The organism is Coleofasciculus sp. (genome assembly GCF_046539235.1).
In the GTDB taxonomy this organism is placed as follows: Bacteria; Cyanobacteriota; Cyanobacteriia; order Cyanobacteriales; family Coleofasciculaceae; genus Coleofasciculus.
Genome location: NZ_JBKHHI010000502.1, coordinates 1 through 4352, shown reverse-complemented (window position 1 = coordinate 4352; position 4352 = coordinate 1). Strand labels below are relative to the sequence as shown.

General features: G+C 46.6%; 1 protein-coding gene. It reads left to right on the top strand.

Going from position 1 to position 4352, the window contains the following annotated elements:
* The first annotated feature begins 275 nt into the window (after nucleotides 1-275).
* Nucleotides 276-4133 (top strand): PAS domain-containing protein, encoded by a 3858-nt coding sequence (locus ACLFWI_RS27515; RefSeq protein ID WP_446415579.1) that lies wholly within the window; start codon nucleotides 276-278, stop codon nucleotides 4131-4133.
* The last annotated feature ends 219 nt before the right edge of the window (nucleotides 4134-4352 follow it).

The following is a 4352-nucleotide window of genomic DNA, read 5'->3' as shown; positions in this document are numbered from 1 at the left end:
CAAACAAAACCCGCCCTCCCTACCCTATCTGGCAATATTGATAGTCTGAGATAATTAAACAGACAAAACCCGCCCTCTTTACCCTATCGGCTTTTTGCTAGGTTTAGTCTAGCGTCAAGCTAGATAAAAACAGAGACAGATTAATCGGGAAACTGAAGATCGTTTCACCGATGCGGATCAAGTTAAATTTTGAGTAAAACTAGACTCCCCTATCTACCTCATCCCGTACCCAGCGAATAGAATAGCAGTATCGGGCAAGGGAAAACTAAACGAAGATGTCACTTTATCCAAACTCTCAGTTAAATCCAGATCCCCGAAACGAGTTGATGCACATCTCTGGAGAGACGCACAATTCTCAAGGATATGCACAAATTCTGGTAATCGATGATACGCCAGAGAATCTGAAACTGGTTTCGGATTTTTTGAGAGACGCGGGCTTTGAGGTGCGAATTGCTAAAAGTGGTGAGCAAGGGCTGAAACTATTAGAGAAACTGAATCCCGCTCTGATCTTACTGGATGTGATGATGCCAGAAATGGATGGCTTTGAAACCTGTCGTCATCTGAAGGCGTGGGACAAAACCAAAGATATCCCAGTCATTTTTATGACCGCGGCGGTGGATACGTCCAATTCTCAGGCAAAAGTAAAAGGATTATCCTTAGGGGCGGTTGACTATATTAGCAAACCAATTCAACTGGATGAAGTGTTAGCCCGGGTTAAAATTCATCTACATCTGAAATTGTTAACCCAGCAACTCCAGAACCAAAACGCCCAGTTGCACCAAGAAATTCGCGATCGCCAACAAGCCCAAGCGGAGTTAACTCAACAAACGCGACGCTTAGCCTTGCGTTCAGATATCGGATTTGCCTTGAGTCAGGAAAGTGATTTATCCGCGATGCTGTTTCGCTGTACTCAGGCGTTTGTTCAACACCTCAATGTCGCCTTTGCCCGAATTTGGACGCTGAACCCAAAGGAAAATATCCTGGAGTTACAAGCCTCGGCGGGATTGTACACCCATATTAATGGCGCTCATGCTAAAGTCCCCGTGGGGAAGTCGAAAATTGGTCGCATCGCCAGCCAACGCCAACCCCATCTCACCAATGATATCCTCCATGATTCGGAAATCAGTGATCCAGACTGGGCGCGACGGGAAGGAATGGTATCCTTTGCTGGTTATCCCCTGATCGTTGAAGATGAACTGGTGGGAGTCATGGCAATGTTCGCCCGTCATCCCTTATGTCAAACCACCCTGGATACCCTCGCCTCGGTTGCGAACGAAATCGCCGTGGGAATTGAACGCCAGCAATTGGATCAAGCCCTGCAAGACTCCCAGCGTTGGCTACAGGCAATTAATGATGCCAATCCCAATATTATCTACATTCATGACTGGGTAGAAAGGCGTAATATCTACGCTAACCGGGAAATCCATGAAATTTTAGGCTACACCCCGAAAGAAATCCAACAGATGGGGAACCAGGTTCTCTCGCGGCTGATGCATCCCGATGATTTTGCCATCCTCTCGGATCATGTACAACGCATCAAATATGCCAACGTGGGGGAAGTCTTTGAGTTAGAGTACCGGATGCGCCACAAAAATGGGGAATGGCGTTGGTTATTTGCCCAAGAGACGGTGTTTAAACAGGATACAGACGGGACAACCCGACAAACCCTAGGTGCTGCGATTGATATTAACGATCGCAAAACAGCCGAAGCCAACCTGCGCCTGTCTGAAGCCAGACTCACCGAAGCCCAGAAAATTGCATCTGTTGGTAGTTGGGAGTCTAATCGGCTAACGGGGGAGATTATTTGGTCAACGGAACTCTTTCGGATTTATGGGCTAGAACCCAACCCAAAACCCCTCACGTATAAGCAACATCTGACTTTGATTCATCCCGACGATCGCTGTTTATTTACCCAACAGGTGAAAAACGCGATTAAGACTCCTCAATCCTATACCATTGAATATCGAATTATTCGTCCCGATGGTGAAATTCGCTATCTGGAAGGTCGAGGTAAACCGGTGCTGAATGCCCAAAATCAGGTAATTAAACTGATGGGAACTGTTCTGGATATTACCGAACGCAAGCAAGCCCAGATGCTGCTGGAGGAGCAAAATAATGTCTTGGAACAGATTGCTTCCGATGCGCCACTCCCAGATATCCTGGAAGCATTAGCCCGGTTCCTAGAGGAACAGTCTGGACAACTGCGATCGTCCTTTCTCTTATTAGATGAACAGGGAAAACTGCGCTTAGGTGCAGCACCGAGTTTACCTGATGCGTATAATCAAGCGATCGATGGTGTGGAAATTGGTGAGGGTGTCGGTTCCTGTGGTACGGCGGCGTATCGCCAGGAAAGGGTTATTGTTACCGATATTGCTACTGATCCGTTATGGGCAGATTATAAAGACTTAGCCTTAGCTCATGGGTTGCGAGCCTGTTGGTCTATCCCCATTGTATCCAGTGATGGCAGTATCTTAGGCACATTTGCCGGATATTATGACCAACCGCAAACTGTAACCCACCTCGATCAAGACTTAATTGATCAAATTCTCTACCTTGCCAAAATTGCCATCGAACGGACGCGATCGCAAGCCGCTTTACGCCAAAGTGAAGAACGCTTACAACTGGCATTAGACGCCTCTGGAGATGGGTTATGGGATTGGACAATTCAAACCGGAGAGGTGTATTTCTCCCGTCACTGGTTCGATATGCTGGGTTATGAGTGTGATCAACTCTCAGGACATGTCAGCACTTGGGAAAACCTGATCCATCCCGATGATAAACCGGGGGTGATGGAACTGTTGCAGGCGCATTTACAGGATCACACCATTCCTTACAAATTAGACTATCGGCTGCTGACGAAATCCGGGGACTATAAGTGGATTTCCAACTACGGGAAAGTTGTCGCTGAAGATGAAAACGGTTTACCTGTGCGGATGACGGGGACTCATCGGGATATTAGCGATCGCAAACAAATGGAACTAGCACTACAAGCATCAGGAACCCGCGAACGGGAAAAAGCCAAGGCGCTAGAAGAAACCCTGAAAGAATTGAAACGCACCCAAGCCCAACTGATCCAAACTGAGAAAATGTCCAGTTTAGGGCGGATGGTTGGGGGAGTGGCACATGAAATCAACAACCCCGCCAATTTTATCTATGGCAATATTACTTATGCTCGTGATTATTTCCAAGACCTATTAAAACTCCTACACCTGTATCAGCAAACCTATCCCCAACCCAGCGCCGCAATTGAACAATTGAGTGAGGAGATCGATTTAGAGTTTCTGGTTAAGGATTGGCATAAGCTGATCAACTCCATGGAAATAGGGGTTCAACGTATCGAGCAAATTGTGCGATCGCTCAAAACCTTCTCTAAGTTGGATGAAGCGGAATTAAAATCCGTAGATATTCATGAAGGCATTGATAACACCCTGTTCATGTTACAGCATCGACTCCGGGCTCAAGGCAATCGCCCAGAAATCCAAGTGATTCGACACTATAGTCAACTTCCCCAATTGACTTGTTATGCCAGTCAGTTAAATCAAGTATTTATTAATATCTTTGATAATGCGATTGAAGCCTTAAATTCCCAACCGGAACCTCGTTTCATTACGATCACGACTGAAGTCTCTAATAATAGAGAACCTGGAGGTACACAGGAGCGTGTAGAGACGTGCCATGGCGGTGTAGAGACGTGCCATGGCGGTGTAGAGACGTGCCATGGCGCGTCTGAAAGTAGGAGAGATGAGGAAGTTAACTCAAAAGTCAGTCAGGGCAGGTTTCGCACAAACGTTATCATTAATAGCGAAACGAAAATCCCTAAACCCGCCCCGACAAACCAGGTTCCAGATCAGCCTAGCCTTGGGTCAACACTCAACACTCAAAACTTCCCCCAATCCATTATTATTCGGATTCAAGATAACGGAATTGGCATGAGTGAGAACGTGCGTCAGCATATCTTTGACCCGTTTTTCACCACCAAACCTGTCGGTAGTGGCACCGGTTTAGGATTAGCGGTGAGTCACCAGATTATTGTAGAAAAACATCAGGGCAGAATTAGCTGTGTTTCTGATTTAGGCAAAGGCACAGAATTTATTATCGAAATTCCCGTTAATTTGAGTCCATCCAGGACATGATATCCAGCGCGATCGCCTCTTGATTCATATAATTCAGATGATGTCAACCCTCCACGCGCTCAAAACTCGGTTAGGGCGGGTTTGAAGAAAGGTTATCATAAATAGCGACATTCAAGCCCATAAACCCGCCCCTACAGACTCAAACCTCAAAACTGCCATGCCCAAATGGTTTAACACTGCCGGTCCTTGCAAAGCCGACATCCACTACATGCTCTCACC

What these genes read in the sequence shown, in the direction of transcription:
- ACLFWI_RS27515 (WP_446415579.1), top strand. Translation starts at nt 276, where the DNA reads ATGTCACTTTATCCAAACTCTCAGTTAAATCCAGATCCCCGAAACGAG.